28 protein-coding genes and 1 pseudogene are annotated in these 25,908 nt (G+C 71.9%); 14 read left to right on the top strand and 15 right to left on the bottom strand.

The window, feature by feature from the left end; all coding sequences use genetic code 11:
- The 3 genes from SSOG_RS18865 to fxsA form a co-directional block, all read right to left on the bottom strand.
- Positions 1 to 1,162 (bottom strand): aKG-HExxH-type peptide beta-hydroxylase (locus SSOG_RS18865; protein WP_050799900.1); only part of this gene is annotated, 1,162 nt, incomplete at its 3' end.
- A gap of 147 nt (positions 1,163 to 1,309) precedes the next feature.
- Positions 1,310 to 2,542, bottom strand: a complete 1,233-nt coding sequence (locus SSOG_RS18860; RefSeq protein ID WP_106516419.1) for an FxsB family cyclophane-forming radical SAM/SPASM peptide maturase — start codon at positions 2,540 to 2,542, stop codon at positions 1,310 to 1,312.
- Positions 2,539 to 2,709, bottom strand: coding sequence for an FxSxx-COOH cyclophane-containing RiPP peptide (fxsA, locus tag SSOG_RS47610; RefSeq protein ID WP_063631575.1), 171 nt, complete (start codon positions 2,707 to 2,709; stop codon positions 2,539 to 2,541). The genes SSOG_RS18860 and fxsA overlap by 4 nt, the downstream gene beginning before the upstream one ends.
- Positions 2,710 to 2,850: 141 nt before the next feature.
- On the opposite strand from fxsA, the gene SSOG_RS46805 reads away from it, so the two are divergent.
- The gene (locus SSOG_RS46805) at positions 2,851 to 3,258 is read left to right on the top strand and encodes a hypothetical protein (RefSeq protein ID WP_009715844.1); all 408 of its coding nucleotides are present in this window, start codon (positions 2,851 to 2,853) and stop codon (positions 3,256 to 3,258) included.
- Between the two features lie 2 nt (positions 3,259 to 3,260).
- Positions 3,261 to 4,622 carry a chloride channel protein gene (locus SSOG_RS18855; protein ID WP_009715843.1) on the top strand — a complete coding sequence of 454 codons (1,362 nt, stop codon included), beginning with the start codon at positions 3,261 to 3,263 and terminating at the stop codon, positions 4,620 to 4,622.
- Here SSOG_RS18855 and SSOG_RS18850 read toward each other — a convergent pair.
- Both SSOG_RS18850 and SSOG_RS18845 read right to left on the bottom strand, forming a co-directional pair.
- Positions 4,552 to 4,917 carry a CU044_2847 family protein gene (locus SSOG_RS18850; protein WP_009715842.1) on the bottom strand — a complete coding sequence of 122 codons (366 nt, stop codon included), beginning with the start codon at positions 4,915 to 4,917 and terminating at the stop codon, positions 4,552 to 4,554. The genes SSOG_RS18855 and SSOG_RS18850 overlap by 71 nt on opposite strands.
- Before the next feature lie 35 nt (positions 4,918 to 4,952).
- Entirely contained in the window at positions 4,953 to 5,819 is an 867-nt protein-coding gene (locus SSOG_RS18845) for a hypothetical protein (protein WP_039938049.1), read from the bottom strand.
- 283 nt (positions 5,820 to 6,102) lie between these two features.
- Here SSOG_RS18845 and rplM point away from each other — a divergent pair, with 283 nt between their 5' ends.
- The 3 genes from rplM (at position 6,103) to glmM (ending at position 8,626) form a co-directional block, all read left to right on the top strand.
- Positions 6,103 to 6,546, top strand: coding sequence for a 50S ribosomal protein L13 (gene rplM / locus SSOG_RS18840; protein WP_009715840.1), 444 nt, complete (start codon positions 6,103 to 6,105; stop codon positions 6,544 to 6,546).
- A gap of 41 nt (positions 6,547 to 6,587) precedes the next feature.
- Positions 6,588 to 7,091: a 30S ribosomal protein S9 gene (gene rpsI, locus SSOG_RS18835; RefSeq protein WP_009715839.1), complete on the top strand. Its 504-nt coding sequence runs from the start codon at positions 6,588 to 6,590 to the stop codon at positions 7,089 to 7,091.
- Between the two features lie 176 nt (positions 7,092 to 7,267).
- A complete protein-coding gene (glmM, locus tag SSOG_RS18830) occupies positions 7,268 to 8,626 on the top strand; it encodes a phosphoglucosamine mutase (protein WP_009715838.1) in 1,359 nt (452 codons plus the stop codon).
- A 106-nt stretch (positions 8,627 to 8,732) separates the two neighbouring features.
- On the opposite strand, the gene SSOG_RS18825 is transcribed toward glmM, so the two are convergent.
- Entirely contained in the window at positions 8,733 to 9,653 is a 921-nt protein-coding gene (locus SSOG_RS18825; RefSeq protein ID WP_009715837.1) for a DUF389 domain-containing protein, read from the bottom strand.
- Between the two features lie 12 nt (positions 9,654 to 9,665).
- The gene (gene coaA / locus SSOG_RS18820) at positions 9,666 to 10,682 is read right to left on the bottom strand and encodes a type I pantothenate kinase (RefSeq protein WP_039938047.1); all 1,017 of its coding nucleotides are present in this window, start codon (positions 10,680 to 10,682) and stop codon (positions 9,666 to 9,668) included.
- A gap of 258 nt (positions 10,683 to 10,940) precedes the next feature.
- Between coaA and glmS the strand changes: the two genes are divergently transcribed.
- Together glmS and SSOG_RS18810 are read left to right on the top strand one after the other, a co-directional pair.
- Positions 10,941 to 12,788 carry a glutamine--fructose-6-phosphate transaminase (isomerizing) gene (gene glmS, locus SSOG_RS18815; protein ID WP_009715835.1) on the top strand — a complete coding sequence of 616 codons (1,848 nt, stop codon included), beginning with the start codon at positions 10,941 to 10,943 and terminating at the stop codon, positions 12,786 to 12,788.
- Positions 12,785 to 13,153, top strand: coding sequence for a holo-ACP synthase (locus SSOG_RS18810; RefSeq protein ID WP_009715834.1), 369 nt, complete (start codon positions 12,785 to 12,787; stop codon positions 13,151 to 13,153). The genes glmS and SSOG_RS18810 overlap by 4 nt, the downstream gene beginning before the upstream one ends.
- 476 nt (positions 13,154 to 13,629) lie before the next feature.
- Here the strand turns inward: SSOG_RS18810 and SSOG_RS18805 are convergent, their stop codons facing one another.
- From SSOG_RS18805 to SSOG_RS18795, 3 genes are read right to left on the bottom strand one after another with little or no spacing between them, the layout of a single operon-like run.
- Complete coding sequence (locus SSOG_RS18805; RefSeq protein WP_009715833.1) at positions 13,630 to 13,995, bottom strand: hypothetical protein; 366 nt, start codon at positions 13,993 to 13,995, stop codon at positions 13,630 to 13,632.
- Positions 13,996 to 14,009: 14 nt separating this feature from the next.
- Positions 14,010 to 14,537: a hypothetical protein gene (locus tag SSOG_RS18800; protein WP_039938045.1), complete on the bottom strand. Its 528-nt coding sequence runs from the start codon at positions 14,535 to 14,537 to the stop codon at positions 14,010 to 14,012.
- Positions 14,534 to 15,772 (bottom strand): helix-turn-helix transcriptional regulator, encoded by a 1,239-nt coding sequence (locus tag SSOG_RS18795; protein WP_009715831.1) that lies wholly within the window; start codon positions 15,770 to 15,772, stop codon positions 14,534 to 14,536. Before SSOG_RS18795 ends, SSOG_RS18800 begins: the two co-directional genes overlap by 4 nt.
- Positions 15,773 to 15,948: 176 nt before the next feature.
- Between SSOG_RS18795 and SSOG_RS18790 the strand changes: the two genes are divergently transcribed.
- The 4 genes from SSOG_RS18790 to SSOG_RS18775 all read left to right on the top strand — a co-directional run bounded on the left by SSOG_RS18790 (position 15,949) and on the right by SSOG_RS18775 (position 18,950).
- Positions 15,949 to 16,365: an ATP-binding protein gene (locus SSOG_RS18790; RefSeq protein WP_039941362.1), complete on the top strand. Its 417-nt coding sequence runs from the start codon at positions 15,949 to 15,951 to the stop codon at positions 16,363 to 16,365.
- Between the two features lie 498 nt (positions 16,366 to 16,863).
- Positions 16,864 to 17,742 carry a radical SAM/SPASM domain-containing protein gene (locus tag SSOG_RS18785; RefSeq protein WP_039938042.1) on the top strand — a complete coding sequence of 293 codons (879 nt, stop codon included), beginning with the start codon at positions 16,864 to 16,866 and terminating at the stop codon, positions 17,740 to 17,742.
- Between the two features lie 215 nt (positions 17,743 to 17,957).
- Complete coding sequence (locus tag SSOG_RS18780) at positions 17,958 to 18,563, top strand: protein kinase (protein ID WP_245606329.1); 606 nt, start codon at positions 17,958 to 17,960, stop codon at positions 18,561 to 18,563.
- Positions 18,564 to 18,608: 45 nt separating this feature from the next.
- A complete protein-coding gene (locus SSOG_RS18775) occupies positions 18,609 to 18,950 on the top strand; it encodes a VOC family protein (protein WP_009715826.1) in 342 nt (113 codons plus the stop codon).
- A 9-nt stretch (positions 18,951 to 18,959) separates the two neighbouring features.
- On the opposite strand, the gene SSOG_RS46800 is transcribed toward SSOG_RS18775, so the two are convergent.
- A complete protein-coding gene (locus tag SSOG_RS46800; protein ID WP_009715825.1) occupies positions 18,960 to 19,655 on the bottom strand; it encodes a hypothetical protein in 696 nt (231 codons plus the stop codon).
- Positions 19,652 to 20,533 (bottom strand): aminoglycoside phosphotransferase family protein, encoded by an 882-nt coding sequence (locus tag SSOG_RS18765; RefSeq protein ID WP_009715824.1) that lies wholly within the window; start codon positions 20,531 to 20,533, stop codon positions 19,652 to 19,654. Before SSOG_RS18765 ends, SSOG_RS46800 begins: the two co-directional genes overlap by 4 nt.
- A 234-nt stretch (positions 20,534 to 20,767) precedes the next feature.
- Here SSOG_RS18765 and SSOG_RS18760 point away from each other — a divergent pair.
- Positions 20,768 to 21,334, top strand: a pseudogene (locus tag SSOG_RS18760) (RNA-guided endonuclease TnpB family protein); the annotation flags it as partial.
- 34 nt (positions 21,335 to 21,368) lie between these two features.
- Here the strand turns inward: SSOG_RS18760 and SSOG_RS18755 are convergent.
- Positions 21,369 to 22,136, bottom strand: coding sequence for a maleylpyruvate isomerase family mycothiol-dependent enzyme (locus SSOG_RS18755; protein ID WP_039938039.1), 768 nt, complete (start codon positions 22,134 to 22,136; stop codon positions 21,369 to 21,371).
- A 33-nt stretch (positions 22,137 to 22,169) separates the two neighbouring features.
- A complete protein-coding gene (locus tag SSOG_RS18750; protein WP_009715821.1) occupies positions 22,170 to 22,760 on the bottom strand; it encodes a TetR/AcrR family transcriptional regulator in 591 nt (196 codons plus the stop codon).
- 84 nt (positions 22,761 to 22,844) lie between these two features.
- Between SSOG_RS18750 and SSOG_RS18745 the strand changes: the two genes are divergently transcribed.
- Both SSOG_RS18745 and SSOG_RS18740 read left to right on the top strand, forming a co-directional pair.
- The gene (locus SSOG_RS18745) at positions 22,845 to 23,792 is read left to right on the top strand and encodes an aldo/keto reductase (protein WP_009715820.1); all 948 of its coding nucleotides are present in this window, start codon (positions 22,845 to 22,847) and stop codon (positions 23,790 to 23,792) included.
- 11 nt (positions 23,793 to 23,803) lie between these two features.
- Positions 23,804 to 24,430 (top strand): NAD(P)-dependent oxidoreductase, encoded by a 627-nt coding sequence (locus tag SSOG_RS18740; protein ID WP_039938038.1) that lies wholly within the window; start codon positions 23,804 to 23,806, stop codon positions 24,428 to 24,430.
- 881 nt (positions 24,431 to 25,311) lie between these two features.
- Here SSOG_RS18740 and SSOG_RS18735 read toward each other — a convergent pair.
- Positions 25,312 to 25,908, bottom strand: a 597-nt coding sequence (locus SSOG_RS18735; RefSeq protein ID WP_009715817.1) for an NAD(P)H-hydrate dehydratase, incomplete at its 5' end; no start/stop codon positions are given.

The raw sequence follows: 25,908 nt of genomic DNA, 5'->3' as shown, positions 1-25,908 counted from the left end.
CCGCGCGCGGCGGCGCCGGGGCGGGCCGCAGCCGCCACCGGACCCGGTGCGCGGCCGCCACCGACCGGGCCGCGGCGGCGGCATCGGGCGCGATCCGGGTCGTCGCCCAGTCGGCGAGCGTGCGCCGCATCGCGTCCAGCAGCAGGCGGCCCTCGGCGGTCGGCCAGGGGGAGCGGGCCAGGACCGCCACGGTGTCGGCGGTGGGCCGCAGCCAGCGGGCGAAGTGGGTCTGGGCCGTGTGGACCTCCTCGTCCGTCCCCGCCCGCAGGGCCTCGTCGCGCCAGAAGCCGGTGACCGCGAGGAAGGCGTACGCCCCCTGGAGCAGCCCGGCGGGCGGCCGCGGATCGTCCCGCCAGGGGGCGTACGCCCGTAACCCCGGCGGGGCGTCGAGCAGGTCGGCGACCGTCAGCAGGGCGGACAGCTTCGAATGCTGGGCCTCGTGCACCAGTGCCGCCGCCAGCGACCGCGCGTCCGGGTGCGGGGAGAGCCCCACCGCTCCGACGGCGTCGCCGTACGACGCGCTGGTCCAGGACGAGGGCCCGGTCAGCGGCACGAGCGAGGCCACGGTCGCCGCCACGTCCCGCGCCCGCGCGGGGTGACGCTCTGCCAGCAGCGCCCACGCCGCCGCGGTGCCGTCCCGCCAGACCCGCCGCCGCTCCGCGTCGAGGGGGCGCGGCGGCAGCGGGGCGCCGCCCTGCCGGAACGGGTGGAGGGAGTCCAGCCGTACGTCCAGCGTGCGGCCCGCGGCGGTGACGCGGATCCGGGGCTCGGGGTGCCAGCCGGGCGCCTCCGCTTCCGCCGCCCGTAGGATGCGTACGGTACGGCCGCCGCCGCACAGCACCGACGCCCCGCCCTCGCCGCGCAGTTCGGCGCGCGCGGTGCCGGGCGGCAGGACGGCGAGGCCGAGGCCCGGCAGGACCACCGCGCCGTCCCGGGCGGGGACCGTGATCCGGTACCGCATCCCGGCCCGGTGCGCGGCCGCGCCCGCGAGCGCCGCCAGGTCGGCGGCCTCCGGCGGCAGCGGCGCACCGGGGCCCGCGGCGGTGGCGGCGCGGACGCAGTACGCGGCCCACGCGCCGGTCGCCGGGAGGTCCAGCGACGCGGCGAAGGCCGTAGGGGAGTGGCGCTGGACATCGGCCAGCAGCGCAAGACCGGCCGCCATCCCGTCGTCGCCCCCCAGATCCTTCAGCGCCCGGAGCAGCAGCAGGGTCCGGCTCCGGGGCGCCCTCCCGCAGCAGCTCAGGACGGGCCGGCCCTTCGCCGCGCCCCAGGGACTCCAGGTCGGCCCGGGTGGGGGCGAGGAAGCGGCTCACCGGACGGTTCCGGCGCCCGACAGGCGGGCCAGGTCGGCCCGGACGACGTCCGCGACATGGCGGATGAACACCTTGAGGTCGGGGCTGTAGACCGACGGATTACGGAACCCCGCCCCCGGCCGGTAGCGGTGCGGGTACAGCCCGCCGCCGCACACCGCCTCCACCGGGCAGGCCCGGCATTCGGCGGCGAGGGCGTCCCGCCCCAGCTGGCGGGCCACGATCCCGGGATGGTCGAGCAGCTCGTCCAGTCCGTGCCGGAACACATCGCACCCGGTGTCCGGCGCCCCCGCGTACGCCGTCTTGAGCAGGTCGGACTGGGTCAGCCGGCCGTCCGTCTCGACCACCACCAGCCGGGACGGGCCGCCGCCCACCGACTCCACGCGGCTCGTGCCGCCCAGCAGCAGATCGAGGACGCTCTCGAAGAACGGCAGCCGGACGGTCTGCTCCGGAGCCCCGTACCAGAGGTCGAAGACCGTGGTCAGCCAGCGGGCGTACGGCACGTGGCGCGGGTCGGCCGTGCGGCCGGGCGGTGGGCTGCCCCAGTGCCCGAGCGGCAGCAGCAGGTCGATCGCCGGGGGCGCGAACGACATCAGATGGCGGTAGGTCGCGGCGGGGTCGGCGGTCACGTCCACCGTGCACAGCACCCCGGCCCACAGCGGCCGGTGCTCCGGGCGGCCCAGCAGGGTCAGCGCGTCGGCGACGGCGCGGTGGCTGCCGCCGCCGTCCGCGCGGGCGCGGTGCCGGTCGTGGACGGCCGGGTCGCCGTCCATGCTGACGCCGAGCAGGATGCCGTGGTCGTGGCACAGCCGCAGCACCGCCTCGTCGACGAGGGTGCCGTTGGTCTGGGCGAGGATGTCGAGCCGGGTGTGGTGCGGCAGCAGTTCGCGCAGCCGCCGCACCAGCCTGCCGAGGAACTCAACCCCGGCGAGTAGCGGTTCGCCGCCGTGCAGCAGCACCCGTACGGACGGCAGCCGGTGCGCGGCGGCGTGGTCGGCGATGCGGCGGCAGGCGCGCTCGGCGGTCGGCCAGGCCATGGCGCGGGGCTGGTCGCGCCAGCTCTGGTCGGCGCCCTGGTACACGTAGCAGTGGTCGCAGGCCAGGTTGCACCGGCTGTGCACCTTCAGCAGGAATTCGCGAAACGGCAGCCGGGGCACCCCCGCGGCCCGCAGTCCCGGCACGTCCAGGGCGTCATCGGGCCAAAAGTGTTCGTTCGATAAGCCGTGGGTCACGGCCGGTCGGAGGGTCCCGTGGGGAGGAGCTGGGCGCCCGAGTCATAGGCGGATATGGCGGGTTCGGCCGCCGCGACCTCGTCCACCACCCGGTGCAGGGCGTTGACCAGCGCATTGCTGGAACCCGTCAGGATGTCGTCCAGGGGGAGGCCGGTCAGATCCGGCATCAGAGGCTCCCGCTCGCCGGTAATCCCGTGCATCGTCTCCCCCTCGAATCAGTGTGTGAATCAACGTCAGGAACGTTGTGGGGATGCCAATATGGACCGTGAAGAAGAGAAGATGGTGCATACCGGCCCGAGGGAGCTCCAGTGCCAAGCCTACGATATGGCGGGTCCGGGCGGAAGAAATGGCTCCCGGGTGACGAACCCGGCGGGGACACCCTGGCCCGATGGGCGCTGCTCGCGGTCGGCATCGGCGCGGTCGCGGGGTTAGGCGCGGCGGGCCTCTTCGGCCTGCTGAAGCTCGGCACCCACTGGGTGCTCGGCGAACTCGGCGGCTATCACCCGTACCGAACGACGGTCGAGGGCGGCTTCGACGTCGCGTCCTCCTTCGAACGCCCCTGGGCGGTGCCGCTCGTGGTCGCCGGGGGCGCCCTCGCCGCCGCGGCCCTGGTGCGCTGGCTGGCCCCCGAGGCGGGCGGGCACGGCACCGACGCGGCCATCGCCGCCGCGCACCACGCGCCGCTGAGCATGCGCGGGCCGGGTGACGATCGTTGAAGATGGTCGCCTCCGCGCTCACCATCGGCTCCGGCGGTTCCGCCGGTACGGAGGGACCGGCCGCCCAGATCTCCGCCGCCTTCGGCTCCGTCTTCGCCCGCCGCGCCCGGCTCACCCCCGCCCAGGCCCGTACCGCCGTGGTGATCGGCCTGGCGGCCGGGGTCGGGGCGGTGTTCCGGGCGCCGCTGGGCGGGGCGCTGCTCGGCGCGGAACTGCTGTACCGCAAGGACGCCGACGTGAGCGTCGTCCCCAAGGCGCTCCTCGCCTCCGCCGCCGGGTACGCGGCGTTCGGCCTCTGCTTCGGCTTCGGCCCGGTCTTCGGCGAGCACGCGGTGAGCGGGGCCATCGGGTTAGGGGACCTGCCGCTGCTGGTGGTGATCGGACTGCTCGCCGGGGGCGCGGGGCGGCTGTACGCGGCGGCCTTCTACTGGGTCCACGACCGGGTGGAGCCGCGCTCCCGTACGACCCTCCGCAAGCTGCTGTTCCCCGTCGCCGGGGGCCTCGCGGTCGGCTGCCTCGGCCTGCTCGTCCCGGGAGTCCTGGGCACGGGGTATGGGCTGATGGAGGGCGAGATGGAACGGGACGTACTGCTCGGCCTCTCCCTCTGGGCCGTGCTGCTGGTGCCCCTCGCGAAGATCGTCGGCACCGCGCTCACCGTGGGCTCGGGCGCCTCGGGCGGCATCTTCGGCCCCGGGTTCGTGATCGGCGCGGGCGTCGGGGCCGCGGTGTGGCGGCTGGCCGAACCGCTCGGGCTGGCGCCGCAGAGCCCGGCGATGTTCGTGATCGTGGGTATGGCCGCCTGCCTCGGGCCGGTGGTGCGGGCCCCGGTGGCGGTCCTGGTGATGGCGGTGGAGACCGGCGGGGACTCGGGGCTGCTCGGGCCTGGCGTCATCGGGGTGCTGAGCGCGGCGCTGGTCATGGGCGGCGTGACGATCTACCGCAGCCAGCTGGACCGCCGGGAGGAGAAGGGGCCGGTGACGGAGCTGACGGCGGTGATCCCGCCGGAGGACGCGACCCCCGCCGACGCGGCCCCTGTGGATACGCCGCGCGACGCCACGCCCCTCGACGCCACGCCGCTCGGCGACGCGGCCGTCGCCGATGGGCCACGCGGCGGTGGTGCGGCCTCCGGCGACAGGCCCCTCGCGGCGGCGGTCCCTGGCGATACGGCGCTCGTCGAGACCCCACTCGGCGACACGTCCCTCGCCGATACGGCCCTCGGCGCTGCCGCTCCCGCCGACGCGCCGCTCGGCGACACGACTCCTGGCGACGCGGCGGGCCTCGGCGAGGCGCCCGTCAGCCGTCCTCGTCCGCGCCCTCGTCCTCCGCGGCGGGTCGGTCGCGATCGCGCTCCCAAATCATTTTGATCCTGAGGTGGCCGTCCACCCCGGTCTTGGCGATCACCGCCCCGGCCTGGGCGCTCAGCTTCACGCCGAACTCCAGCTCCACCGTCGACGGCGGCTCGGGCAGCGTGCTGAGCTGGGTCAGCGCCCGCGCGGCCGCCTCCCGGACCCGGGCGAACCCGGCGTCGAAGGTTGCGCTCGCGTCGGGGATCCCGCTCCGGCCCCCGGCGGCCAGCCGCACCCCCGGCTCGTCGTCCTCCACCTCGACGATCACGCTCGCCGTACCGTCGCCGAGCCGGAACCCCACCAGCTCCGCCATGCATCCCCCCTCCGGACGCCCCCGCGGGCGTCAGCTCAGCCGTTGGATCCGGCGGCCGCCGACGCCTGCGCGTTGCCGCGGGCCAGGATGCGGCGGAAGGTGTAGTCGGCCATGTCGCGCCCGGCCTGGAGCGCCTGGGTGTCCGACGTCGTCACCTTCTTCCCCGAGGTGTAGCCGGAGATCGTGAAGTACGCGTACCGTCCGATCGCGTTCGCCGAGGTGCGGCACGCGGTCTGGCGGCAGAACGCCGGAACCCCGCCGCCCGACAGCGACGCCACATTCGGCTTGTACCCGTTCTTCGCCTTCTCCGCGCCCGCCCGGCCGTCGAAGACGGCGACGCCGATGGTGACCGCCACGCCGTCCTTGGAGAAGGTGGCGCGCAGCAGCTTGCGGCACCCGTTGCCGCTGAGCACCGACCCCAGGGAGCCCTGGGTGCCCGCCGCGCAGCTCGCCGTGGAGGAGGTCGCCGCCTTCGCGTACGAGCGGCCCTCCTTCGCGGCCTCCTCGTCGGGGAAGAGCGTCTTGGCGCTCAGCGGCGCCTTGTCCCGCTTCGCGTCGGAGATGATGTCCAGCGGCTTGGGCGGCGCCGGGGGAGCGACATTGGAGAACGACGGCTCGGGCGACTCCGACTCGCGCGGCAGCGTCGGCTGCGAGGGCAGATGCTTCGCCGAGTCGTCCGAGGAGCCGTCCTTGTCGTTGCTGCTGATCACCGCGGTGGCCACCATCGCCCCGACCGCCGCCGTCGCCAGCACCGCGCCCCCGATGAAGAGCCATCGTCGGCGACGGCCGCGCGTGGCGGTGTGATCTGCCATAGCGGCCCAGTCCGGCGTCTGCGACGACTGACGCTGCTGAGGCGGCTGAGATCCCCCGGGCCCGTACGGCCCCCCTTGCCCAAAGCTCATGGCGCGCATCCTAATCCCGGCAGGTGACACCGGGGACCCGCCGGGGACCGGGTGACGGCTGGGGGAGGCGTTTTGACCCCCGTGGGTGCGGGCCGGTATTCTGCCAGTTCGTTATGCGTATTGGCTTGCTCGTTCTCACGTGAGTGGCCGTTACGCCGGTTCACCGGGCCGATGACCAGCGGCAGGCACTCGGAATGCGTCACCGAGGTGCGGCCAGGGCTGTCGTGATCGTCCGGGTGGCCTTGTCAGGACCACACTCACTGAAGAAGCGAAGGCTACGACCGTGCGTACGTACAGCCCCAAGCCCGGCGACGTGCAGCGTCAGTGGCACGTCATCGACGCCACCGACGTTGTCCTCGGCCGTCTGGCTACCCAGGCCGCCACCCTCCTCCGGGGGAAGCACAAGCCGGTTTACGCGCCGCATGTCGACGCGGGTGACTTCGTCATCATCATCAACGCCGACAAGGTGCACCTCTCCGGCAACAAGCGGACCCAGAAGATGGCGTACCGCCACTCGGGCTACCCGGGTGGTCTGCGCTCCGTCCGTTACGACGAGCTGCTGGAGAAGAACCCGGAGAAGGCCGTCGAGAAGGCCATCAAGGGCATGATCCCCAAGAACACCCTGGGCCGTCAGATGCTCTCCAAGCTGAAGGTGTACTCGGGCGACCAGCACCCGCACGCTGCTCAGCAGCCGGTCCCGTTCGAGATCACCCAGGTCGCGCAGTAAGTCCGGCCACCCCCTAAGACGAAGAGAAGCTGAGGAGCATCGTGGCCGAGACCACCGCCGAGACCCCCCTCGATGTCGAGGAGTACACCACCGAGAGCGTGGAGACGATCGAGTCGGAGTACACCTCCGAGTCGCTCGCCTCGCGTTTCGGTGACCCGCAGCCGGCCGCCGGCACCGGGCGTCGCAAGAACGCGATCGCCCGCGTCCGCATCGTGCCGGGCAGCGGCCAGTGGAAGATCAACGGTCGCACCCTCGAGGGGTACTTCCCCAACAAGGTGCACCAGCAGGAAGTCAACGAGCCCTTCAAGGTGCTCGAGCTGGACGACCGCTACGACGTCATCGCCCGCATCTCGGGCGGCGGCGTCTCCGGCCAGGCCGGTGCGCTGCGCCTGGGCATCGCCCGTGCGCTGAACGAGGCGGACGTGGACAACAACCGCGGCCCGCTCAAGAAGGCCGGCTTCCTGACCCGTGACGACCGCGCCACCGAGCGTAAGAAGGCCGGTCTGAAGAAGGCCCGTAAGGCGCCGCAGTACAGCAAGCGTTAATCCGCTTCACCACGCGGTTCGGCGGCTTCCGCCGCTCGTCGACACGCCCCGGCGGCACCACCCGTGCCTCCGGGGCGTTCGGCTATCGCCACCAGGGGGCGTATACCTACAGGCAAGCGTCAATCAATCTCCACGCAAGCTTCTGCCCCCACAGCTCGTAATCTCGGAGGACACCAGTGGGACGACTCTTCGGTACGGATGGTGTGCGCGGCGTCGCGAACGCCGACCTGACGGCTGAGATGGCGCTCGGCCTGTCGGTCGCGGCGGCGCACGTGCTCGCCGAGGTGGGAACCTTCGAGGGCCATCGGCCGGTGGCGGTGGTCGGGCGGGACCCACGCGCGTCCGGGGAGTTCCTGGAGGCCGCCGTGGTGGCGGGCCTCGCCAGCGCGGGCGTGGACGTGCTGCGGGTGGGTGTCCTGCCGACGCCCGCCGTCGCCCATCTGACCGGCTCGCTCGACGCGGACCTCGGCGTGATGCTCTCCGCCAGCCACAACCCGATGCCCGACAACGGCATCAAGTTCTTCGCCCGCGGCGGCCACAAACTCGCCGACGAGCTGGAGGACCGCATCGAGACCACCTACCGGTCCCACGCCTCCGGCGAGCCGTGGGACCGGCCCACGGGCGCCGGGGTCGGCCGGGTGCGCGACTACGCGGAGGGCTTCGACAACTACGTCGCCCACCTCGTCGGCGTCCTCCCCAACCGCCTCGACGGCCTCAAGGTCGTCATCGACGGCGCGCACGGCGCCGCCTCCCGGGTCTCCCCGGAGGCGTTCGCCCGCGCCGGGGCCGAGGTCGTGACGATCGGCGCCGAGCCGGACGGCCTCAACATCAACGCCGGCTGCGGCTCCACCCACCTGGCGCGGCTCCAGGCCGCCGTCGTCGAGCACGACGCCGCCCTCGGTGTCGCCCACGACGGCGACGCCGACCGCTGCCTGGCCGTGGACTCCGTCGGCCGCGAGGTCGACGGCGACCAGATCCTCGCCGTCCTCGCCCTCGCCATGCGCGAGGCGGGCACGCTGCGGGGGAACACCGTCGTCGGTACCGTCATGTCGAACCTCGGCTTCAAGCTCGCCATGCGGCGCGAGGGCGTCGAGCTGGTCCAGACGGCGGTCGGCGACCGCTACGTACTGGAGGAGATGAAGGAGCACGGCTACGCCCTCGGCGGCGAGCAGTCCGGCCACGTCATCGCCCTCGACCACGCCACCACCGGCGACGGCACCCTCACCGGCCTCCTCCTGGCCGCCCGCGTCGCCGCGACCGGCCGCACCCTGGCTGACCTCGCCGGGGTGATGGAGCGCCTGCCGCAGGTGCTGATCAACGTCCCCGACGTCGACAAGTCCCGCGTCTCCAGCAGCGCCGACCTGGCCGCCGCCGTCGCCGAGGCCGAGCGCGAGCTGGGCGAGACGGGCCGCGTCCTGCTCCGCCCCTCGGGTACGGAGCCCCTGGTCCGCGTGATGGTGGAAGCCGCCGACATCGACCAGGCCCGCTCGGTGGCGGGCCGCCTGGCCGACGCCGTGAAGTCGGCCCTGGGCTAGCACTCTCCTCAAACGCCGGAGGGGCTGGTTTTCCAGCCCAGACCAGGCAAATCAAGCCCCTCCGGCGATTGAGGAGCGGGGTCTGGGGCGGAGCCCCCGAACGGAATCACCCCCGGCGCGCCCACAGCCACCGCTGCACCAGCAGCGTCAGCGTCCCCGCCACCACGATCCCCGCCAGATTCAGCAGCAGCTGCTCGCTCGACCCCACCATCTGCTCGACCTCCCCGTACCCGAGCGCCACCGCCGCATTGGCCGCCGCCGGCACCGTCGTCACCGAGATCGCCACGCCCACCAGCGCACCCGACTTCGCCGACGTCAGCGACAGCGTCCCCGCGATGCCCGCCAGCACGGCGACCACGAACGAGAACATGTCCGGCTTCCAGATGAAGTCCGTGTTCGGGCGGTCCGCGTCCAGCAGATCCCGGCTGAACAGCCCGAAGGCGTCCATCAGCACGCTGAAGCCCGTCGTCAGCACCATCGCCACCACGAACCCGACGATCAGCGCCACCCCCGAGCGGGCGGCCAGCCGCGGGGCCCGCCGGACGAGGGCTGTGCACAGCCCGGCCAGCGGGCCGAACTCCGGCCCGACGGCCATCGCGCCCACGATCAGGACCGCGTTGTCCAGCACCACACCGCACGCCGCGATCATCGTCGCGATGGTGAGGAACGCGAGGAAGGTCACCGACAGCGTGGACTCCTCGTGGGTGGCGTCCGTCAGGTGCTCCCACAGCACCGCGTCCGCACCCTCCCCCGGAGCCTCCGCCTCCGCCCGGTCGGCCCGCTTCGACAGCGACAGGCCGATGTCGTCGACGGCGATCGAGCCGTGCTCGTCAAGCCCGAGCGCCCGCAGCTCGCCCAGCAGGCCGTCGCCCGCCTCGCGCGCCACGTCGCACAGCACCACGTCCCCGGCCGGTTCACGGGCGGCGCCGGGCATGACGATCAGGTGGGTGGCGCCCACGGTGCCCTCCAGGAGGCGCACCACATCGTCCGTACGGTCGGCCGGGACGATCAGCCGCAGATGCAGCACGAAACGAACTCCTCAGAGCTTGCGCAGGGAGAGCCGCTGCACCTTGTGGTCCGGGCCCTTACGGAGCACGAGTGTCGCGCGCCCCCGCGTGGGCTGCACATTCTGCTGGAGATTCGGCTTGTTGATGGTCCGCCAGATCATCCGGCCGTAGTCCAGCGCCTCCTCCTCGGAGACCTGGGTGTACTTGCGGAAGTACGAGGAGGGGTCCTGGAAGGCGGTCTGCCGCAGCTTCCGGAAGCGGTTGAGGTACCAGCGCTCGACGTCCGTCGTACGGGCGTCCACGTACACGCTGAAGTCGAAGAAGTCCGCGAGCCCGACCCGGGTCAGCCCGTCCTTGCCGGGCAGGGCGGGCTGGAGCACGTTCAGCCCCTCGACGATGAGGATGTCGGGCCGGTGCACGGTCAGCCGCTCGCCCGGCACGATGTCGTAGATCAGGTGCGAGTAGACCGGGGCCGAGACCTCCGCCCGGCCCGCCTTCACATCGGCGACGAACCGGGTCAGGGCGCGGCGGTCGTACGACTCGGGGAACCCCTTGCGGGACATCAGCCCGCGCCGGTGCAGCTCGGCGTTGGGGTACAGGAAGCCGTCGGTGGTGACCAGCTCCACCCGCGGATGCTCCGGCCAGCGGGCCAGCAGCGCCTGGAGCAGCCGGGCCGTGGTCGACTTGCCGACCGCGACGCTGCCCGCCACGCCGATGACGAAGGGCGTGCCGGTCTGGGGGCCCTGGCCGTTCTTGGCGTCGCCGAGGAAGGTGTTCAGCGCGCCGCGCAGGTTGCCGGTGGCGGCCACGTACAGGTTGAGCAGCCGGGACAGCGGCAGATAGACGTCCCGTACCTCGTCCAGGTCGATGACGTCGCCGAGCCCGCGCAGCCGCTCGACCTCCTCGGCGCTGAGCGGCAGCGGGGTCTTCTCCCGCAGCGCACTCCACTCGGCGCGGGACAGGTCCACATACGGCGTCGCCTCGCCGCCCCGCCGCTGCGCGGCGCGCACGGGGCCGGTGCGCGCCTCGCGCGCGGTAGACGTGATCATCCCTTCATTGTCGTGGCTGGGCGCTCAGGAGGGGCGGGCCGGGGGCGTGGGCTCGGTCACCCCCGCCGGGCGCCCGCGGGCGCGTCATGCCCGGCCTCATGCCCGACATGGGGCCGGAACGAGGCCGGAAACGGGCCGGAAGCGGGTCCGGAGCGGGCCCGCAGCGGGCCGGAAGCGGGCCCGGCCGGGGCCGGAAAGCGGGGGCCGACGCGCGGGCGGTGGTCGGCCCCCGGAGCGGCGGGTCGTACGCTGCACTGCATGTGCGGAATCGTTGGTTACGTGGGAGGGCAGTCCGCCCTCGATGTCGTCCTCGCCGGGCTCAAGCGGCTGGAGTACCGCGGCTATGACTCGGCCGGAGTCGCCGTTCTGGCCGACGGCGGGCTCGCCGCCGCCAAGAAGGCGGGCAAGCTCGCCAACCTGGAGAAGGAGCTGTCCGACCGGCCGCTGCCCAGCGGCAACACCGGCATCGGCCACACCCGCTGGGCCACCCACGGCGGGCCGACCGACGCCAACGCCCATCCGCACCTGGACAACGCGGGCCGGGTGTCCGTCGTCCACAACGGCATCATCGAGAACTTCGCCGCCCTGCGCGCCGAGCTGGCCGACCGCGGCCACGAGCTGGCCTCCGAGACGGACACCGAGGTCGTCGCGCACCTGCTCGCCGAGTCCTTCTCCTCCTGCGGCGACCTCGCCGAGTCCATGCGCCAGGTGTGCCGCCGGCTGGAGGGCGCCTTCACCCTCGTCGCCGTGCACGCCGACGCGCCCGACGTGGTGGTCGGCGCGCGCCGTAACTCGCCGCTGGTCGTCGGCGTCGGCGAGGACGAGGCGTTCCTCGCCTCCGACGTGGCCGCGTTCATCGCCCACACCCGCGAGGCCATCGAACTGGGCCAGGACCAGGTCGTCGAGGCCCGCCGCGACGGCGTCGTCGTCACCGACTTCGACGGCGCCCCGGCCGAGGTCCGCCCGTACCACGTGGACTGGGACGCCTCCGCCGCCGAGAAGGGCGGCTACGACTACTTCATGCTCAAGGAGATCGCCGAGCAGCCGAAGGCGGTCGCCGACACCCTCCTCGGCCGCATCGACCTGGCCGGGAACCTCTGCCTGGACGAGGTCCGCATCCCCGCCTCCGTGCTGCGCGAGGTCAGCAAGGTCGTCATCGTGGCGTGCGGTACGGCGTACCACGCGGGCATGATCGCCAAGTACGCCATCGAGCACTGGACCCGCATCCCCTGCGAAACGGAGCTGGCCAGCGAGTTCCGCTACCGGGACCCGATCCTCGACCAGCGGACGCTGGTGATCGCCATCTCGCAGTCCGGCGAGACCATGGACACCCTCATGGCGCTGCGCCACGCCCGCGAGCAGGGCGCCAAGGTGCTCGCCATCTGCAACACCAACGGCTCCACGATTCCGCGCGAGTCCGACGCCGTCCTGTACACCCACGCCGGGCCCGAGGTCGCCGTCGCCTCCACCAAGGCGTTCCTCACCCAGCTCGTCGCCTGCTACCTGGTGGCCCTGTACCTGGGCCAGGTACGCGGCACCAAGTGGGGCGACGAGATCCTCTCCGTGATCCGCGAGCTGTCCGAGATCGCCACCCAGGTGGACGAGGTCCTGGAGACCATGGAGCCCGTGCGGGAGCTGGCCCGGAGCCTGGCCTCGAAGAACACCGTCCTCTTCCTGGGCCGCCATGTCGGCTTCCCGGTCGCCCTGGAGGGCGCGCTCAAGCTCAAGGAACTGGCGTACATGCACGCCGAGGGCTTCGCGGCGGGCGAGCTGAAGCACGGTCCCATCGCCCTGATCGAGCAGGACGTGCCGGTCGTCGTGGTCGTCCCGTCCCCGCGCGGCCGCTCGGTCCTCCACGACAAGATCGTCTCCAACATCCAGGAGATCCGGGCGCGGGGTGCCCGCACCATCGTGATCGCCGAGCGGGGTGACGAGGCGGTCGCCCCGTACGCCGACCACCTCATCGAGATCCCCGTCACCCCGACCCTCCTCCAGCCGCTGGTGGCCACCGTGCCGCTCCAGGTCTTCGCCTGCGAGCTGGCCACGGCCCGCGGCAACGAGGTCGACCAGCCGCGCAACCTGGCCAAGTCGGTCACCGTCGAGTGATCGTCGGCGTAGGCATCGACGTGGCGGCCGTCGACCGCTTCGCGGAGTCGCTGCGGCGCACCCCGGGCATGGCCGAACGCCTCTTCGTGGACGCCGAACTGAGCCTCCCGAGCGGCGAACGCCGCGGCCCCGCCTCCCTCGCGGCCCGGTTCGCCGCCAAGGAGGCCCTGGCCAAGGCCCTGGGCGCCCCGGGCGGCCTGCGCTGGACGGACGTGGAGGTCCGTACGGAGCCGGGCGGCAGGCCGTCCCTATCGGTGCGCGGCACGGTGGCGGCCCGAGCCGCTGAGCTGGGCGTACGGTCGTGGCACGTCTCGCTGAGCCACGACGCGGGGGTGGCGTCGGCGGTGGTGATCGCGGAGGCGTGACGTTGGTGCTGGGGGCTCCGCCCCCACACCCCGCCGGGGCTCCGCCCCGGACCCTGCGTGGGCGCTCCGGTGGTTGGGCGGGTGCGGGCCCGTGGTGGGTGCGCCTGGGGTTTGCTGCGGGTGCCGGGTGCGGCGCCTCCGGGGCAGGGCCCTGGACCGTCTATTTACGGCGCCGGAGCCGAAGAACGTGGGGTGGGCCGGAAGTCCACGGCGCCACACATACACGTGGTGTCCAGCACCCCACCCCTGCGACCCCACCCCCTCCCGCCGTCGGAGGCTCCCCGCCGGTGCCCCCGGCGGTTGTGGGCAGTCGTTCCGCCGGGGCGGAACGGGTGGGCACAACCCGCCCACCGGCCCGCACCCGGCAGCGAAACCCGACCGGGCAGGTGGCGGCTCCCCGTCCGGTCCCGGCCCGCCCGGCGGTGGGCAGGGGGATGCGGCCTCGCTCCTCCCACCGTCGCGCGCGGTGACGCGCGTCAGCTGACCGCCTTCTCGATCGCCTCGAAGATGTTCGCGTCCGTCTCCCGCTGCCAGTCGGGGAGTTCGGGCCAGTCGGCGATGTAACCGGGCTTGGGGTCCTCGAAGTGCCGGTACATCTGCGCGGTCCAGCACGTCGCGACGAAGCGCCCCTTCTGCTCCCGCGTAAGGCGCGCCGCGTGCCCCTCGCTGGCCTCAAGGAACTGCCGCACCTGGTCGTGCACTGCCCCGGCAGCGGCCCGCTCCCACTCCGGGGTGTCATCCCAGGGGGTCACATAGCCGGGCTTGGGCTCGCCGGGAAAGTGCCGCCGCACCCCCGCGATCCAAGCCTCCCGAAACAGCCGCGCACCCTCGGTCTGCGACACTCTTGTCCCTTTCGTCACCGTGTCGGGCGCACCATGGCCATCAGTACCGGCGAGTCCGGTGACGGCCGGCTCTCCCCGATGTCCTCGTAACCCCACGACTCGTACAGCCGACGCACTTTCCCCTCCCCCGCCAGCGGGTTGACCATGAGCGTCACCTGCTCCTCGGACCGCCGGGCGAGCAGCTCGTCATGGATGCCCCGCGAGGCTCCCGTCTTGCGCCAGGGGACGCGGACCATCATTTCCTTGAGCGCCAGCGTCGGGATCTCCGTGAGCGTCGGCGACAACGGCTGCGTGATGCGCTTCCAATAGCGGTCACCGTGCTCGATGGTGTTGCCGTACGCATACCCGACGGCCTCGTCCCCGTCGTAGCCGACCACCGCCTCCCAGCCAGGTTCGGAGGCGTGCCGGGCCAGGCGTTCGCCGTACCGCTCGACGGAGTAGTGCGGGTCATGCAGCCGGTCCGCCCGCACCTCGGCGTAGACGGAGATCAGCGTGTCCCATACAGGCTCCACGTCGTGGAAGTGCCGGAGTTCGATTGTCATGAGGCGTCCCTTCGGGAGTCGATGTATGCGCCCCAAGTCTTGGCAGCCCCGCTGCGGGGAGCCGTGGCACGGAGCCTGTCCCCGAACCCGTCCAGCATCCGGCTCACACGAGGGTGGGAGCTGGTGGGAACCGTCATGGCCGTGGAGACGGCAGGCTCCAGGTCACCCTGCCCCAGCTGCGCGTGGGCCAGCCGAGCGGTGGCGATGGCGCGGCTCCGCCGCATATGGGGGCGGAGGAGCCCAATGCTGCGGTGTGCGTGGGCCTCGGCCTGGGCGAAGTTACCGAGGCCGAGGTGCGCCGTCAGGGCCAGACTCTCGATTTCGGCCTGCCCGAAGAAGGCTGTCATCCATGCGGGCCGGTCGATCCCTGCATCGGCACGGCCGAAGGCGGCTTGAGCGTGGCCGAGGGTTCGCTCCACTGCCACGGCATCGCGAGTGAGGCCATGGATGGCGGCATGACGTGCGTGCCCCAGCGATGCGAAGAGAGGATCGCGGCGGGTGATGGGAAGGTTCCGCGCCACATCATTCGCGGCCAGAGCGTCGACCGGGCGGCCCAGATGCCGGTAGAGGGTGCCCGCATGGGACCAGATGCGGAACTGGATCGTCAGGTCACCGGACATGACCGCGAGGCTGGAGGCGCGGTCCACGTACCGTAGGGCCGCATCGAAGCGGCGACCGTCGATCGCGGCCCACAGGGCACTGGACGTGAACGAGGCGGCGCATGCGTAGATGCTGTTGCGGACGCGCTGGCTGGCCGTACCACGCTGAAGCAGGGAGAGCGCCTCGTCGGCCAGAGCGGAAGCCTGTGTCTCGATGCTGACGCGTCCGCCGTACTGGTGATCTTGGGCAATGATTGCGGCGAACTTGGCCTCCAACCGCTTCACATCCCCGTGCCCGACCCGCCTGGAAGCGCCGAGCTCGGGGGCAATGGCTGCGCCCGCGGCCGAGGTCATGAAGGTACGTCGCCGCACAGGGTCCTCCTGGGGTGCCGCGGTCCTTGGTGAGGCGAAACCTAAGTCTTCGACCGAACACCCGAAGATCTTCTCCAGCGCCGCACACGTTCGCCCGATGGGGCGCCTGGTACTCCCGTTGACCAGGTTGCGGACGGTGCGTGCGGAGACATCCCCCAGTCTCCCCGTGATCTCTTCGAGGGCGTCGTTCATCTGACGTGCGAGCTCGTCCTGGGTGAGGCCCAGTTCGACCATCCGCCGTTTCAGGATGACGTTCTCTCCCATGGACCGAACGTAACCGGCCCAGCACGAGGCGCACCAGGACGCAGGTAACACGGACGCAAAGTCTTCCGGTGGCCGGTATGCGGGACAGCGGCGCCTTTGCCTGTTTCTGTCGCACCTGGACTCGTTGACTGGTCACCAGACGCCAGGCAGGCCCTCGGAGGAAAGACCCCGTGACCATGACCGTAACCAGGCCGAACGCCATCGGTGCCCCCGGCTACAGCGAAACCATGCCGTGCGAGCCGGAGTCCGCGAGTCGCGCTCGCCGGCTCGTCCGCGCAGCCCTGAACACCTGGGGCCTCGGCAATCTGATCGGGGACGGGACGCTGATCATCTCCGAATTGGTCGGCAACTCCGTGCGGCACAGCGGATGCCGTCTTCTGCGCGTCAGCGTCCGGCTGCCCGATCGGGACCGTGTACGTCTCGCCGTCACGGACAAATGCCTCCGGCCGCCCATCGCTCAGGCCCCGGACAGCAATGAGGAGTGTGGCCGCGGGCTGCTGCTCGTATCCGCGATGGCCGACCGCTGGGACACCGAATACCGCGCCTGGGGCAAGACCGTCTGGGCCGAGCTACGCGCCAAGGCCGACTCCTGATGCCCCCGGTCATCGCCCGCCCGACCGTCGTTCCGTTCGTCACCGCGTGGAGCGGCGAACCCCTCGGCCCCGAATCCGACCTGACCGTCCAGCTCACGCCCGGGCCGCGACTCGGCTACAAGGCATCCCGCGAGACGGATCGCGATACGGCAGGGGCCCTATGGGCCCGGATGACCCACTCACCCGGTACAGGCAGGCCGATCTACGACAGCATGCACATCGCTCGGCAGCGGATCTGCATGTACGCCATGACATGCCAGATCTGCGGGGACCCAGCGAGCCGCGACAAGGACGGCTGGCTGCTCCACGGTGGGGCATCTCCGGGACCAACTACCAGCTCACGGCGGGCGGATGGCGTGCGAGGAAATCGAACGTCATGGTCCCGTACGGCCACGTCGGCCTCGGCGTCGTTCTCGCCTCCCGGATGATCCGCGAGCTGCGCAACGTGACGGTCATCGACCTCCCGAAATGAAACCGACTCGACGAGAAGGACAAACCGTGACGACCATCGTTGCTGCCACACCAGCCAAGGACACCCGATTCCTGTGGCTGGACCTGACCCGCAAGTGCCAGCTCCAGTGCGGCCCGTGTTTCAACTCCTCGGGACCGGAAGGGACTCACGGCACGATGGCGCGCGGCGACTGGTTACGCGTTCTCGCCCAGGCCGCCGACTGCGGCGTGCGCCGCGTCCAGCTCATCGGTGGCGAGCCCACCCTGCACCCGGACGGACTGGACCTGGCCGAGCGCGCGCTGTCCCTGGGGCTGTGCGTCGAGGTCTACAGCAACCTGGTGCACGTGACGGACGACTGGTGGGCGCTCCTCCGGCGCAAGGGCGCCTCCCTGGCAACGTCGTACTACTCGGACCAGGCGGACGAACACAACGCGGTGACCGGCCGCCCCAGCCACGCTCGCACCCTGGCGAACGTCAAGAAGGCCGTACGGCTCGGCGTTCCGCTCCGTGTCGGGATCGTCGCGACCACCGCGACACAGCGGATTTCAGAGGCTCGGCGGGAACTGGAAGCCCTCGGTGTGAAGCGCATCAGCATGGATCACGTTCGCCCCTTCGGGCGGGGAGCACACGGGCAGGCTCCGGACGCCTCAGGGCTGTGCGGCCGGTGCGGCAGCGGCCGCGCTGCTGTCGGCCCGGACGGGAGCGTGTCCCCCTGCGTGTTCTCCGCTGCCCTGCTGAGCGTCGGGAACGTCCGGAGCACGCCCCTGGCCACTATCCTCGGCAGTCCCACCATGGCCGAAGTCCGCGCGTCCATTCACAGCGCGGTCGCGAAGGGCGGGGGCGAAGACGAGGATGGGTGCGACCCCGTGGGGGACGGGGAGTGCTCCCCCGGATATCCGAGCAGTTCGTGCGGCCCGAGGAACTGATGGACAACGACTCGCCAGGTACGGAAGCGCTGTGGGCGCTGGTGCGCCCACACACCGGCGAACAGCACGTCGTAGAGCCCACCTCGCGCGGGAACGGCTCGGACGTCACAGCCGTGGTCACGTGCGAGAACGGGCCCGTTTTCGTCAAAGCCTGCCGCAACCGGCCCGGAGGCCGCCGCGCTTCCATCGTCCGCGAACGGATCGTCAACCCGTCCGTGCACACCGTCTCGCCGAGGCTCATGTGGCATGCCCAGGATGACGCGTGGATCGCGCTCGGTTTCGAGTCTGTCGAAGGGCGCTCGTCGGACTTCACACCGGGTTCTGCGGACCTTCCCCGGATCGTCGGCGCCCTGAACCGGATCAGGGATCTCCCCGTGCCTGCCGAGGCGTGCGATTGGCGCGAGGCCCGCTGGAACCGCTTCGCCGACGATGAGGACGCCGAACTCTTCGAAGGCGACACGCTCCTCTTCACCGACGTCAACCCCCACAACTTCATGATCGGTGACGAACGGATCTGGATCGTGGACTGGTCCTGGCCGACCCGGGGTGCCGGGTTAATCGATCCCGCATGCCTCGTGGTGCAGCTCATCGCGGCCGGGCATACCGCCGAGGCGGCTGAGGGGTGGGCGGCCGAGTGCCGGGCGTGGGCAGACGCGGACTCCGCAGCGATCGACGCCTTCGCCGCTGCCACCCTCCGCATGAACCGATCGCAGGCCGACCGGTACCCGGAGGCGGCCTGGCTCGAAGACATGGCCGCAGCCGCGGGGGCATGGGCCGCCCATCGGGGCCTGGCCGAGGCGCCCGGTCGGGTGATGACATAGGGCTTACCTGGATGCAAGGCGAACCGGACGACGGGGGATGAGGCCGTGGCTATCGAGTCGGTGGTCGTACGACAGCGCGTCGAGGATCTGGACGCGGCCGTGCCGTTCTACGAGAGGCTCACCGGGAGCACCGCATCCCGTTTCGCCTTCGCCGGAGTCACGCTGGCAAGCGTCGGCCCGTTCCTGCTGTTCAGCGGGCCGGATGAGGCCGTGCGGCGCGTCGCCGGTGTGGCGGCCACCCTGGCGGTGGGGGACCTCGACGCGGCGGTGGAGGACGCGGTGGCGGGAGGTGCCGAGGTGGTGGCTCCGAGCGCGCCGACGCCCAACGGCCACCGCGCCGTACTGCGCCATCCCCACGGCGGGGTGTACGAATACGTCGGCCCCTGAACCTGCCGCTCATCTCACCCAGCGGGGCGTGTACGTCACGTGGAGGTTTTGCCAGTCGTGGGCCTGCGGACCCTGCCAGACGTACAGGCTTCGGCAGGCGTGGTAGTTGCAGCCCGGGCCTGGCAGGTACAGCTGGGTTGCGGCGGCGGGTGGACCCTCGTTCGTTACGGCGAAGACGTGCCGGGCTGATTCCCGGAACGTCCTCGTCGTGCCCGTCAGGAACAGGGTCTCGGCGTGGACGTGCTGGCGGAGCAGGTCCGGATTCCGCTGGGCGTCGTCGGACGGGAGGTCGCCTTCCGGCACGCTCGCGGTTTGTAGCTCGCGGGGGGCGTTGCCCGCGGCGATGCGCTCGCGCAGCCGCTTCCAGCGGGACGGCCGGAACTGCACGGATTGATGGGCCAGTACGAGATCGAGCGGCTTCTCGTCCCGCCACCCGATTCCGGGCGCGGTCGGGGTGGCGCGCAGCGGCAGGTAGACCAGCGACCGCGGGGAGCGTGCCGCGAGCAGCCACAGGGTGCCGATGCGCCGACCGTCGGTCCGGTCGACGTACATCTCGTAGCGACCGCCGGTTTCGTACAGCGCCCCATTGTTCAGCGGTGCCGCCGGGCGGATCACCCGGAATTCCTCGCCCCCCATCCGCACCCGCTGCACGGCGATCTTCACCCGGAGGTCGTCCCGCCCGATCGGAGCCCTCGACGCCGTCATCCGATGAGGGCCTCGGTGATCTGGCGAGTGGTCTGCGCCGCGACCCGGGGGTTGACGGCGGCGTAGGAGGTGTAGGCGTTCAGGCCGGTGGCCAGGGCCCAGCCGCGGCCCCGGGCCCAGGTGGCGCCGTCCACGCCGAGCGCGGCCCGGAAAGCGGCCCTGCTCTCGGCCGACATCAGAGTGAAGGCGATCATCAGGTCGCACGCCGGATCGCCGATGCCGAGCCCGCCGAAGTCGATGACCGCGCTGAGTCGGCCGTCGACGGTCAGCAGGTTGCCCGTGTGAAAGTCGCCGTGAAACCAGACCGGAGGCCGATCCCATCCCGGGGCGCTCAGCGCCGTGTCCCACAGCTCGGTCATGGCTGGGACGTCGAAGAGGCCGTCGACCTCGGCCATGGCGGCCCGCGTCGCCTGGTCCCGGTCGGTCAGAGACCCGGCGGTGGGGTCTTCAAAGTTCTCTGTTGGGATCTGCTGAAGGGCGATCAGGAACTCCGCCAGTTGGACGGCGGTCCGGGACGAGTCACCCAGCGCCTCGGCGGTTGCCACCTCTCCGTCCAGCCAGTGGGACACCGCCCACGGCCACGGGTAGCCGAAGTCGGGCTCCCCTACGGCTACTGGTTGGGGGATGGACAGCGGGAGGTGCGGGGCCAGCCGTGGAAGCCACCCGGACTCCTTCTCGGCCTGTCCGATGGCCCCGGCGTGGCGGGGCAGCCGGACGGACAGCTCCTCGCCCAGCCGGTAGATCACATGGTCCGAACCGGCCGGGTCGAGCCGCTTGAGGGGCAGTTCGGCCCACTGCGGGAACTGCGTATCGACCAGACGCCTGGCCAGCGCGGCTTCGATCGCGGGGCGGGAGTCCGCGGTTCTCCCCGTTGCCAAGAGCTACTCCTCCATGCGTTGGATAGTCCGAGGCCATCACAGTGCGCCGGGGAGTTGTCTGTCGATCGGTTTTCTTCGGCTTCAGCGGGGGCTTTCGTCCTCGCCGGGGTCGGGAAGCCGTCCGCCTCTGCTCTCCGCCACTCGCAGGACATCGCGTAGCGCCTCGCACAACCGCTCCGCCAGGAAGCGGAGTTCTTGCGTGTCCGCTTTGCAGTCGTCCAGCAGTGAGCGGGCCTGCCGCACGCCGGGTACGGCAGGAAGGTCCAGGCGAAGCTGACCCGGTACGACCGGATGATGGCCCGCCGCAGGCCGAAGAAGGGGCAACCGGCGTCGAAGGGCTACCGCGAGGCGAAGAAACTGCGGGCGAAGGCGTACAAGAAGGCCGCCAGGCAGCGTCAGGACACCGGAAGGAAGTGGGCCAAGAAGGTGGTCCGCGACCACGACGCCATCGCTGTCGAGGACTTCCGCCCGAAGTTCCTCGCCCGGACCACCATGGCCCGCAAGGCCGCTGATGCCGCCATCGGCGCCACCAAGGCCGCTCTGGTGGCGATGGGCCGCAAGCATGGGCGGGACATCCGCCTTGTGCACCCCGCGTACACCACGATGGACTGCGCGCACTGCGATGCGAGAGCCAAGCATCGCTTGCCGCTGGGTGAGCGCACCTACACCTGCGCCGTGTGTGGAACTGTATCCTCACGGGACAAGAACTCCGCACGCGTGATGCTTGTCCGGGCTGGTCTCAACCCGGCTGGTGCTGATGGCGGAAGACCTCCTGGAGCGCTGCTCCAGGAGGCGGCCTGAGCCAGGAATCCCCTCCTTTCAGGGAGGGGAGGATTCAATGGAGCCAGAAACCCGAGCGCGTCAGCCACAGGTCGAGCAGCGCCGTGTCGCCCGTGACCTTCACGCTGGGGGCGGGCCGTCGGTAGACGAGCAGGAGCAGGTCCGTCAGGGTGCCGCGGAGTTCGATGGCGGCTTCCTGGGCGGTGTGGTGCAGGGTGGGGGCCTCGCCGGTGAGGTCGATCAGCCAGTCGGAGCCGGTGTCGGTGGCGTGCAAACACACGGTGCGGCCGGGGCCGAGCAGGGCGGGGGTGCCCTCGTACGCCTCGGGCAGGGTGCTGTACGTCAGCCACTCGTCCAGGGCGTCCAGGGCGATCTCCTCGGCCAGTTGGAACGAGGCGCCGACCGCCAGGGCGGCGTCCGCCCGGTGAATCACCGTCTCGTGCGTCATCCGGCGTGCCCAGAACATCGCGGTGCCGCCGGGGCCCGGGGTCCACACCGGCCTGTCGGGCCCGGCCTTGTGCAGCGCGTCGGCCAGGCGCCCGGCCCCGTCGCCGAGCCGGGTGCTCAGGGTGGCGGGGTCCTCGCCGGTGCGGAGGGGTACGTCGTTGACCGGGTCGTCCGGGACGGGCTCGGTCGACCGGGTCCGTACGACCATCTCGGCCCAGCCGTGGGCGCCGCCGAGGTGGCGCACGAGCTGGCCGAGGTTCCAGCCCGGACAGGACGGCACCGGGGCCGTGGGGTCGGCCTCCGTCAGGTAGGACCTCAACAGAGCGGTCTGGTGGAGGATTTCGGTGCGGTAGCGGTCGAAGGCCAGGGTCGTCATGGCGTCAGAGTAGGGGGCGGCGCCCGCCCTCACTCATGAGGTTCGCGGGCGGAGGGCGTCGGTGAGGAGGTCGAGCAGGCGCTCGGTCTGCCCCTCGGGGGCGCCGGCCGTGATGGCGAGGAACACGCTGACGAGCATCGTGGTGGCATCGTCGGGGTCGACGTCCGCGCGGAGCGTGCCCGCCGCAGCGCCCTGTTCGAGGATCGTGGCGATCGTGCTGGTGACGCGTTCCCGTGACGGGGGTGCGATGCGGCCGGAGGCGAATCCCGCGCGCAGGGTCTCCATCATCCCGCGTTTGGTGGCGACGAAGGTGGCGTAGCGGCCCATCCAGGCACGGAGCGCGACGTCGGCGGGGTGCTGTTCGAGCAGGGCGGGGACGATCGCGGCGACGCTGTCGAGTTCGGTGGCGTAGACGGCATCGACGAGGCTCTCGCGGGTGGGGAAGTGGCGGTACAGGGTCCCGATGCCGACTCCGGCCTCGCGGGCGATGGCTTCCAGCGCAACCGGGCCGTCGGCGGTCGCGAAGGCGGCCTGGGCGGTGGCGATGAGTTTCTCGCGGTTGCGCCGTGCGTCGCGGCGGACCGGCTGACCGGCGCGGTCCGGTGGTGTTTCGGAACGACTCAAAACGGAGGCACCTCCGCTAGTGTTATGGTGCAAGTAACGGAGGTTCCTCCGCTTCTCTCATTCTCGCACGAGAGCAGGTAGCCGATGACGTCCGAAAACACCCCCACCCCCGAGGTCGCTCCCGCCGGGACCCCGCGTCCCGGAGGCCCTGGTTCGATGGCCGGCCGCACGGTCTCGCGCGTCGGGTACGGCGCGATGCAGCTGGAACGCCTGTACGGCGACCGCCGCGCCGCCGTCGCCCTGCTGCGCCACGCGGTCGACCTCGGCGTCGACCACGTGGACACCGCCCAGTTCTACGGCGATGGTTTCGTCAACGACGTGATCCGCGAGGCGCTGCGGCCCGAGGACGACGTCCTGGTCGTCAGCAAGGTCGGCGCCACCTCCGATCCCGGCGGTCCGTTCCCGCTGCGTCTGGCGCAGCGCCCCGAGGAACTGCGGGCCGGTGTCGAGGAGAACCTGGCCACCCTCCGGATGGACCGGATTCCGGTGGTGAACCTGCGCCGCGTCGACGCCGGGGTGACCGCCGTCCCCGTCACCGACGACCAGGTGGTCGACCTCGACGACCAGCTCGCGGAACTGATCGCGCTGCGTGCCGAAGGCAAGATCGGCGCGATCGGGCTGAGCAGCGTGAGCCTGGAGGTACTGCGCCGCGCCCTGCCCGCGGGCATCGTCTGTGTGCAGAACGCCTACAGCCTCGTGGCGCGCGACGACGAGGACATGCTCCAGCTCTGCGCGGACGAGCAGATCGCCTGGGTGCCCTACTTCCCCCTCGGTGGTGCGTTCCCGGGTCTTCCGAAGGTGACCGACGAGCCGGTCGTGCTCGCCGCCGCCGAGAACCTCGGGCACACCCCGTCGCAGATCGGCCTGGCCTGGCTGCTGCACCACGCCCCCCATGTGCTGCTCATCCCGGGCACCGCCGACGCCGGTCACCTCGAAGCGAATCTGGCAGCGGGCGCGATCACCCTCGACGAGGCGACCCTCGCCGCACTCGACGCGGTCCCCACGCGTCCCTTCTCCGCCCCGCGCCGCTGACGGGACCCACCATGAATCTGCTCATCCTGGGCGCGACCGGTCCCACCGGCCGCATCCTGACGCACCTCGCGTTGCGCTCCGATGACTCCGTCACAGCCTTCGTACGCAACCCGGCGACCCTGGGCGACCTGGCCGAGAAGGTCACGCCAGTCGTCGGGGACGCTACGTCGCAGCACGACGTCCTCGCCGCCGCGAGCGGCCATGACGCGATCGTCTCCGCTCTGGGAAGGAGCACATCGGTCCGCGCCGGAGAACTGTTCACGCGTGCCTCGGCCGCCGTTGTCGGCGCGGCGGAGGAATCGGGCGTGTCCCGGCTGGTGTGGCTGTCATCCTTCGGCGTCGGCCACACCTACGACTGGGCAAGCCCCACGCAGAAGACGATCTACCGCACGCTGCTGCGGTCGATCTACGCCGACAAAAAGATCGCGGACGAGCGCATCCGCTCCAGCGCGCTGGACTGGACCATCGTCTACCCCACCCGTCTGACGCACGGCCCCGCCCAAGGCACCTACAACGCCGCGGACCGACTGCCGATGAAAGGCAATCCGACGATCAGCCGCGCGGACGTGGCCGCTTTCATGCACCAGTCGCTCCACAGCGACGAATGGATCCACCGCAGTCCCGTGATCAGCGACTGACAGACCGGAGCGGTACGGGCGAGTAGCGGGGATCCGCCGGGCCGGTCCGGCAGGCCCTGCTCGCGCAGGGAGAACCGGGCGAGCAGATCGTCGATGACGTCCGGACCGGGCATCGCGTCCAAGTGGAGGGCGTTGCCGATGATCCCGGCCATCCCGTGGGGCAGACCGGGGACATCGATGCGCTGGCCCGAGGCGCCGGTCGGGCCGCCCAGGTCGATCGCCGCGTCGACGTGGCCGCCCAACGCGAGCTTGTCCATCCCGTCGCTGAGGATCACCACTCCCGGCCGGGCCATCCGCCGCCGCTGAAGGAAATGGACGGGATACGCGTCGAGCTGCCGCTCGTGGGCTTCCTTCCGGTCGGCGGTCGCCAGGCACGGGAAGCAGGCCGCGCCCCAGCACAGCGAGGCCGGCAGCGGCTTGTCCGCGCGGAGCGCGCGTTCGGCCTCCGCCGCCCACACCGGGGTCCAACTGGCGTCACCGGTACCCCACATGTCCCTGATCCGCGACCGGGCTTGCACGATGACCGGCCTGGGGATGCCGAGGGCGGTGAACTGGCGGGTCCGCTCGTGCAGGAGCGCACCGGGCTCCACGGGGAAGGTGAACACGGCCCCTATAGCGCCCGGCGCCCGGCCGCCGGGCTTGGCGGGTCGGGCGGAGGCCGTTGGTCACCGGCGGGAGGGGGCGGGGTCGCAGGGGTGGGGTCCTGGACACCACGTGTATTTGTGGCGCCGATCGCCCGACGTTCACTTCACGCTTCCGAGCAACGGCGCCGTAAATAGACGGTCCAGGGCCCTGCCCCGGAGGCCCCGCACCCGGCACCCAAAGCGAACCCCGGCGCCCCCGCCCCCGCACCCACCACCGAACCCCAGGCGCCCGCCCCCTCAGCCCAGCACGTCCCGCCACGCCTCCGGCACCGCCGCCGCCACGTCGTACGCCGCGATCGGGGCGCCCGCCGGGGCGGTGGTGCGGCGGGCGGCCAGGCCGTGGAGGTAGGCGCCGACCGAGGCGGCGTCGCGGGCGGCGAGGCCGGTGGCGAGGAGGGAGCCGGTGAGGCCGGAGAGGACGTCGCCGCTGCCCGCGGTGGCGAGCCAGGCGGTGCCGGTGGGGTTGACCCGGACCGGGTGCCCGGGGGAGGCGACCAGGGTGGTGGAGCCCTTGAGCAGCACGGTGGCGCCGTACTTGTCGGCCAGCGCCCGTACGGCGGCCAGCCGCCCGGACTCGACCTCCTCGCGGCTCACCCCGAGCAGCGCGGCCGCCTCGCCCGCGTGCGGGGTGAGGACGGTGGCCGCGGCGCGGCCGTGGAGGCCGCCGGAGGGGAGGAGGTGGAGGCCGTCGGCGTCGACGAGGACGGGGATGTCGGAGCCGAGGACGTCGTCCAGGGAGTGCCGGGCGGCGGCACCGTCGCCGAGGCCGGGGCCGACGACCCAGGACTGGACGCGGTCCGCCTTGGCCGGGGGCCCGGTGTGGACGAGGGTTTC

It is taken from the genome of Streptomyces himastatinicus ATCC 53653 (assembly GCF_000158915.1).
GTDB classification, from domain to species: Bacteria; Actinomycetota; Actinomycetes; order Streptomycetales; family Streptomycetaceae; genus Streptomyces; species Streptomyces himastatinicus.
This window is presented reverse-complemented; position numbering and strand designations above follow the sequence as displayed.

Coding starts and splice junctions, on each gene's coding strand:
- fxsA (WP_063631575.1), bottom strand. CDS start 2,709: ATGCCGGATCTGACCGGCCTCCCCCTGGACGACATCCTGACGGGTTCC.
- SSOG_RS18855 (WP_009715843.1), top strand. CDS start 3,261: ATGGTCGCCTCCGCGCTCACCATCGGCTCCGGCGGTTCCGCCGGTACG.
- SSOG_RS18850 (WP_009715842.1), bottom strand. CDS start 4,917: ATGGCGGAGCTGGTGGGGTTCCGGCTCGGCGACGGTACGGCGAGCGTG.
- SSOG_RS18845 (WP_039938049.1), bottom strand. CDS start 5,819: ATGAGCTTTGGGCAAGGGGGGCCGTACGGGCCCGGGGGATCTCAGCCG.
- coaA (WP_039938047.1), bottom strand. CDS start 10,682: ATGATCACGTCTACCGCGCGCGAGGCGCGCACCGGCCCCGTGCGCGCC.
- glmS (WP_009715835.1), top strand. CDS start 10,941: ATGTGCGGAATCGTTGGTTACGTGGGAGGGCAGTCCGCCCTCGATGTC.
- SSOG_RS18800 (WP_039938045.1), bottom strand. CDS start 14,537: ATGACAATCGAACTCCGGCACTTCCACGACGTGGAGCCTGTATGGGAC.
- SSOG_RS18795 (WP_009715831.1), bottom strand. CDS start 15,772: ATGGGAGAGAACGTCATCCTGAAACGGCGGATGGTCGAACTGGGCCTC.
- SSOG_RS18790 (WP_039941362.1), top strand. CDS start 15,949: ATGACCGTAACCAGGCCGAACGCCATCGGTGCCCCCGGCTACAGCGAA.
- SSOG_RS46800 (WP_009715825.1), bottom strand. CDS start 19,655: ATGACGGCGTCGAGGGCTCCGATCGGGCGGGACGACCTCCGGGTGAAG.
- SSOG_RS18755 (WP_039938039.1), bottom strand. CDS start 22,136: ATGACGACCCTGGCCTTCGACCGCTACCGCACCGAAATCCTCCACCAG.
- SSOG_RS18745 (WP_009715820.1), top strand. CDS start 22,845: ATGACGTCCGAAAACACCCCCACCCCCGAGGTCGCTCCCGCCGGGACC.
- SSOG_RS18740 (WP_039938038.1), top strand. CDS start 23,804: ATGAATCTGCTCATCCTGGGCGCGACCGGTCCCACCGGCCGCATCCTG.